Raw genomic sequence first — 6,401 nt, forward strand, 5'->3', positions numbered from 1 at the left:
ACAACCAGGCAAATTGCACCTTATTGTTTCCCGCACCGACGGATCGCTAGACACCCGCATTGTCCAAGGCACGGGTCAGCAACGGAGCGATTCGTGCCGCCCATTGCGCCTGTCCAGATGCCGTTTCGACCAGATCGCTGCGCAATTCGATCAGCACATTGGGGAGGGATTTCTGCAAGGCGTGACGGTCGATGGAATCCCCATCCAGATGGCCAATATAGGGTTCGTTATCGCCGGTGCAGATGCCATCCGCGCGCAGCAAGGCGATCAGCGGATCTGCCAGACGCCTGTCACGCGGGTCTGACAAAATACCCACCTGCCATGGTCGCGGCGCACGCCCACGCAGCTGCGGCGTAAAGCTGTGGACCGCACATATTACACGATCGTCGCGCGCACTGGCGATCTGTTCCAGCGCGTCGTGATAGGGACGGTGCAGCCGGTTCAGTCGCTGTGTCCGCTGCGCGGGCCCCGCATGCCGATTGGCGGGAATGACCGTCCCGTCATAAAGTTTCATCACCAGCGTCGGGTCATCTTCGCCCCGGTTGGGGTCAATCACCAAACGTGAAAAATTAGACGCCACCATCGGCGCATGCAACTGCCCGGCCAAGGCCCGCGACAGGCCCAATGCGCCAACATCATAGGCGATGTGACGCGCCATATCAGATGCGCAAATTCCCAAATCACCCCCATTCACCCAGTCAGGCACATGGTTCGTGGCGTGATCTACCGTCACCAGCCACCGCGACGGTGCATCTTCACTCTCAATTGAAAAAACGGGTTGGGTCATGGTTTGGTCCCGTAGAAAGGCTTATTTGTCAGGCGCTAACAGCTGTCACGTTATCTTAGTTTTTCTGCGTCAGACAGTGTTTAAGGCAGGCTTCCCCGAAGTGCCAGTTGCCCTAAGCGTTAGAATGCGCAATACCGGGGGTGGCCCACGAAAAACAAATGAAATATTCAACCGTTAGAGGACGCATGAGACGCCTTCGCAATGTAAAGATCGTGGCCACGCTAGGCCCATCTTCTTCCGACTATGACACCATCCGTAAGCTGTTCGAGGCAGGCGTAGATGTCTTTCGCCTGAACATGAGCCACGGCACACATGAAGAACAGCGCGCGCGCTATGACATCATTCGCAAGATTGAAGATGATCTGGGCCGCCCGATTGCTGTGCTTGCTGATCTGCAGGGGCCGAAATTGCGGGTCGGTGTGTTCGCCAATGGATCTGAGGATCTGACAGAGGGGGAAACCTTCCGTCTGGACCTGGATCAGGCAGAGGGGGATGCGAAACGTGTCTGCCTGCCGCACCCGGAAATTTTTGCCGCGTTGAAACCTGGCGCGCATCTTTTGGTCAATGACGGTAAAATTCGCCTGCGTGTGATCGATTGCGGTGCCGATTTCGCGAATTGCGAAGTGACGGTTGGCGGTATAATTTCTAACCGCAAAGGTGTGAATGTTCCTGATGTGGTGCTGCCGTTGGCGGCCCTGTCGGAGAAAGACAAAAAAGATCTGGAATTTGCTTGTCAGATCGGTGCCGATTGGCTTGCGCTTAGCTTCGTGCAGCGCGCCGATGACGTGATCGAGGCGCGGGCGCTGGCGCAAGGCCGGGCACAGATTTTGTCAAAAATTGAGAAACCATCGGCTGTTGATGCCTTCGACGAAATCCTTGAAGTGTCTGATGGGATCATGGTCGCGCGTGGTGATTTGGGCGTGGAACTTCCGGTGCAAAATGTGCCGCCAATCCAGAAAAAATTGGTGCGCAAATGCCGCGCGGCGGCCAAGCCAGTGATCGTTGCGACCCAGATGCTGGAATCCATGATCGAAAGCCCTATGCCCACGCGGGCAGAGGTGTCCGACGTCGCAACCGCGATTTACGAAGGTGCGGACGCGGTCATGTTGTCGGCGGAATCGGCGGCCGGCCGTTATCCGGTGGAAGCGGTGCAGACGATGAATGCCGTCGCCGAGCAGGTTGAAAGCGACAAGACCTATCTGGAGGTCATCGGCTCTAGCCGGAATTTGACGCATACACGCCAAACAATCGCCGATGGGATCGTGTCTGCCGCGCGTGAAATCGCGGAAACTACGGATATTTCTGCGATCTGTTGTTATTCCCAATCGGGGGCATCCGTGCGTCTTGTGGCCCGTGAACGGCCGCAGGTTCCAATTATTGCGTTGTCACCTATCACTAAGACATTGCGCAAAATTTGTCTGACCTGGGGCGTTCATGCCGCGCGCTGTGAAGAAGTGGGCCGGTTCAAGATGGCCGTGGTCAATGCCGCCCGCGCGGCGCGTGATATGGGCTTTGCCGATGAAACCAACCAGATCATCGTGATTGCCGGTGTCCCGTTCAACGTTCAGGGCACGACCAATATCTTGCGTGTCGCCCCTTGTGACGAGCGGCTGATTTTCCGCACCGATCCGGAATAAGCGCAGCGCCCATCTTGGGGCGCAGTTTTGTCGTGATATCTTTTGTAAAAGCGCCGGCGTCTTGTGTCGGCGCTTTTGCCATTGTGTCATTGGGCATCTGTGCGGCGCATAGCCGCGCGGATGATGCGACCGTTTTGCTAAGGCAGTTCTGGCCCCATAAAACCCATGTGACCCGCGACAATTGCCCCAACAGATCTTTCGGGAATGGCGCATGACATATGGACCAACGCGATCTGGCGCCGTAATGCGGTGGGCTGGACGCTAGGGGTAAGGTGTTGATGAGTTTGTCGCGCAGCGGAGGGACTGCCTGCCCGCGAGATGCTGGGGCGGGGCGGTTTTATGTCTGGATATATTGGGATTTGTCAGGCGTAGACCGCAGCCGGTAGCATCATCCGCGCGGCTAATGCGCCTGACATATGCGCGATCTTCCCGGCACATAGGGTCATTTCAATCATCCGTGTGTCGGGGTTCACCGCAACCAGATCAGCCCGCTGTCCGGGGACGATTGTGCCGCGGTCATGCAGACCCATGATTCTGGCAGGTGCCGTTGATATCATCGACCAAGCGTGGGGCAGATCGCAGATGGTGCGATCCACCAGTGCAAAGGCCGCCTGTGCCAGCGCGGGATAGTAGTAGTCAGATACCAGCGCATCGCATAGGCCGTGCTTGATCAGATCCTCGGCGGCGATATTGCCCGATTGGCTTCCGCGGCGCACAACATTGGGCGCGCCCATCAATACCGGCTCGCCGTGGTCATGGGCTGCTTGCGCTGCCGCGACCGAGGTTGGAAATTCACAAATCTGTGCCTGCAGTGCGCGAAACCGGGCGCGGGTGGCGGCGCAATCATCATCATGCGACCCCATCTTTACCCCGGCGGTGGCAAATTCGGCCGCGATTGCGCGAAGGGCTTGGGCCACATCTGGCTCTTGCGCCTGTGCGTCGCGCACGATTTTCAACATCTCGGGTGTGGTCAACCGATGCTGCGCCGCCCAAGAGGCAAAGCGATCAGGTGCGCTGTCATACAGCTCCACGGCCTCTGGCAAGTGGTTGTTGAATACAACATAATCCACACCGTGCCGCGCGATTGCTGCGCCCACCGCACCATGTTCAGGCACCACATGGGTCTCCAGCCGCACTTGCAGCCGCACATCGGGCAGTAATGTCTGGCGAACCGCTGACAATGCTTCCAGCAATGCTTCGGTCGCGCCGCCAGAGCGGAACCCACCTTCCCAAGACCAGCTTTGTGCGAACCATGCCGTGGTCACGCCATTCGCCGCCAGCTCTGCCGCAGCAGAGGCCAGTGCGCGCCGTTTTTCAAATGGGGCAGAGGGGCGCGGATTCAGGTGGCGTTCAAACCCATCGCCATGCAGATCAACAATGCCCGGCAGCAGCAAGTAGCCCGACAGATCAACCTCAGGGGCGGTTTGGGTCGAAATGCGCCCCTGTGCCACGGTGATAGATGTTGTGTCAAAACTCTGCGGTGTAAGAACCCTTGCGCCGGTCAGGCAAAGCGGGGCGATCTGTGTCATGGGTGATGATCCTTCTGGTGGCAAGGGGGCGTGGCTAGCGATTAGATATGACCGGTGCGTGTTGGAGTGATCACTGGCAGATGACCGGATGCTTCGGGTAATGTCACGCTCAGCTTGGCCTATTCGGGCGAAAAGGTCTGGGTGACACGGTCGCCTGTGCCGCGCCGGAGGGTGTGGCTGCCCACACCAAAACGTGCGGCCAGTTTGGCTTCAGTTGGCCGTTTGTCACCGGGGTGGTCGCGGCCCCCCGCAATATCCGTGTGCAGGGCGCTTGAAATGGATTTCCACAGGCGTGGTTGCATGTTTTTCCTGAAATGGACGCCAAAATTTCATTTGATGGAAATTACCCTGCGCCGCAGTTTTGCACAGAATTTTGTTTAATTGTATAGTGCTCCAGACAAATCCGCACCCAGTCCGGGATGACATGAGCGAGCCCCCGCACAGGCCAACATTGATCTCTGCACGCGGCTGTTGGATGGGGCGGTCAGAACGCAAAGCTCTAGTAAAGAGCGGACCAAGCGGATGATCCAGCGTGCTTTATAAAAGGCTCTGGCGATCCGATGCCGATCGCCGAACTGTCGTGCTTCTTGGAGCCGCGTAAAAACGGAACTCGTAAGATGCATAAGGAGAAGGAGTAGCGCCTGATGTGTATGAACCTGTATGAAGATAATGCCCGGAATGTGGAGATTGCGACGGGCTTTGCCTATCGTATGCAGGTTGAGGCGCGATCCTTGATGTTGCTGAATGCGACCAACCGCGCCGTTGTGCTGGGGTCGAAGCAGAAGACCCAGGCTGAAGGGGTGACGATTCTCGGGGTTTTCGATTTTTCTATGATGAGGATGTGCGCCGCCAGATCTGGGACCGATTGGTGTATGTGATCGGACTTACCCCTGCTGTTGCAGGCCACGCAGGGGAAATGCAATGACCGCGGCGGTGGTGGGCGCCTCGGTCAGGGCGGGGCAGGAGGGCGTTCATCGGTGTCACCAAAACAAATTTGACCGCTGCCTCAATAGGGCGCAAGCGCCCTGCTGGCCACGCTTCAGTCAGCCAGCGCGTAGCGATGCAGCAGGTGAAAGCGCCCGGCGTCATCCTCACCGAACAGGCACAGGTCTTCGATCACGAAAGGTGCGGGCAGGACTGGGGCAAAATAGTCGTCCAGCGCCTCGGCCAGCGGGGCAACCTCGTGCGGCTTCAGCCGACCGGTAAGCGTCAGATGAAAGCCGAAATCCTCCATCACGAACGGGTAGCCCCATTTGTGCAGCGCAGCGTTTTGGCGCTCGGTCAGCCGATTGGGGCGGCGGCGCGCAATCTCTGTTTCGGTTAAAGGCGCGCGCAGATCATTCGTGGCTTTGACAACCGCTGCGCCAAACAGGTCCAGCGGCCCGTGATCATCGGGGACCAGTGCCAAAAATCCATGTAGATTGATCAACTGCAGTGCCGGGCATCGCGGGGCGGGCACCTGTTGGGCCAAGTCGCGTAGCCGGTGATCAATATCCGACACCGTCACATTCAGGCCGGGGCGGAACGGGGCGCGGATCGTGCCGTGAAAGCCATATTTGCGCGGTGCTTTCGTCAGATCCGCGACCGAACGTGTAACCTCTGCTGGCAGGGGCAGCGACGGGTGTGCCATGACGCAGCCGTTCTCCACATCCCACCCCAACCAATCTGCCGCTTTGGTCGCAAAGTCTCCCTCACGCGGGGCGTAATAGACCGCATACCGTTTGTAATTTTCCATTCGCTGATCCCTGACGCCACTGTGCCACCCTTCCGTGACATGTCTAGGCGCAGTTTTTGCGAAAACACCACAGCGGGACAACCCCAATGGGCACGACTATCTTGACCAACGTACGGATCGTGCTGCCAGTAAAGCTGGGGATCGGGGTTATGACCTCGTGCAAAGGCTCGATTGCGGAGGTGTCGTTGCAGTCCACATCAGTTCCGACGGAATTGGTTGTGCGGAGATCTTGGGATGTTTGGCTGACCGAATTTCATACGGTCAATCCGGAGCATCATTTGCAGCCGCGTCCAAAAGAAGATTGGCTACAATTCGCTGCCATCGTTGTACTTGATGCGGAATTGGCTTTGGCTGGGATCACCACAGTGTTCGACGCATTGCCGGTCGGATCGACCTCGTCGGGAAAGAAGTCCAATCATGGCGTCTGTGCCAGCAGCCTCAGCGTGCCTGTCGTCGCTTTGCGGTGGCAGGGTACGTTGCGGATCATCCGCTATATTTGTTTACGCACTGCGACTCTGTTCGCAAAACCTGGTCGCGGAGCTGAAGTCATCGGCGCTGCTGGCTTATGTGTTGGTGTTGGTTTTTGTATTATTTTTGTTTGAGGATTCGGGTTTCTGCGCGTTTTTCTTGTATTTTTTCATGATTTTTGCGATTTCTGCGCGTTTTTGTTTAGTTTGAGTGTTTATTTTGGTTTGTTTGGTTTGAGTGTTTGA

General features: G+C 57.3%; 7 protein-coding genes. 3 read left to right on the forward strand and 4 right to left on the reverse strand.

Going from position 1 to position 6,401, the window contains the following annotated elements:
• Positions 1-46 precede the first annotated feature (46 nt).
• Positions 47-787 carry an N-formylglutamate amidohydrolase gene (locus BFP70_RS06095; protein ID WP_066010483.1) on the reverse strand — a complete coding sequence of 247 codons (741 nt, stop codon included), beginning with the start codon at positions 785-787 and terminating at the stop codon, positions 47-49.
• Positions 788-972: 185 nt separating this feature from the next.
• On the opposite strand from BFP70_RS06095, the gene pyk reads away from it, so the two are divergent.
• Positions 973-2,424 (forward strand): pyruvate kinase, encoded by a 1,452-nt coding sequence (pyk, locus tag BFP70_RS06100; protein ID WP_066010484.1) that lies wholly within the window; start codon positions 973-975, stop codon positions 2,422-2,424.
• A 362-nt stretch (positions 2,425-2,786) separates the two neighbouring features.
• On the opposite strand, the gene BFP70_RS06105 is transcribed toward pyk, so the two are convergent.
• Both BFP70_RS06105 and BFP70_RS06110 read right to left on the reverse strand, forming a co-directional pair.
• On the reverse strand, positions 2,787-3,953 hold the full coding sequence (locus tag BFP70_RS06105) for an alpha-D-ribose 1-methylphosphonate 5-triphosphate diphosphatase (protein WP_066010485.1): 1,167 nt from the start codon (positions 3,951-3,953) through the stop codon (positions 2,787-2,789).
• Between the two features lie 119 nt (positions 3,954-4,072).
• On the reverse strand, positions 4,073-4,255 hold the full coding sequence (locus BFP70_RS06110; protein WP_066010486.1) for a GntR family transcriptional regulator: 183 nt from the start codon (positions 4,253-4,255) through the stop codon (positions 4,073-4,075).
• 342 nt (positions 4,256-4,597) lie between these two features.
• Here BFP70_RS06110 and BFP70_RS06115 point away from each other — a divergent pair, with 342 nt between their 5' ends.
• Positions 4,598-4,831 carry a hypothetical protein gene (locus BFP70_RS06115; RefSeq protein ID WP_066010487.1) on the forward strand — a complete coding sequence of 78 codons (234 nt, stop codon included), beginning with the start codon at positions 4,598-4,600 and terminating at the stop codon, positions 4,829-4,831.
• Positions 4,832-4,992: 161 nt separating this feature from the next.
• On the opposite strand, the gene BFP70_RS06120 is transcribed toward BFP70_RS06115, so the two are convergent.
• The gene (locus BFP70_RS06120; protein WP_066010488.1) at positions 4,993-5,688 is read right to left on the reverse strand and encodes a DUF1045 domain-containing protein; all 696 of its coding nucleotides are present in this window, start codon (positions 5,686-5,688) and stop codon (positions 4,993-4,995) included.
• An 86-nt stretch (positions 5,689-5,774) separates the two neighbouring features.
• On the opposite strand from BFP70_RS06120, the gene BFP70_RS06125 reads away from it, so the two are divergent.
• Entirely contained in the window at positions 5,775-6,290 is a 516-nt protein-coding gene (locus BFP70_RS06125) for a hypothetical protein (protein WP_066010489.1), read from the forward strand.
• Positions 6,291-6,401 lie beyond the last annotated feature (111 nt).

Origin of the sequence: Thioclava sp. SK-1 (assembly GCF_001705665.1) — a bacterium.
Lineage (GTDB): Bacteria > Pseudomonadota > Alphaproteobacteria > Rhodobacterales > Rhodobacteraceae > Thioclava.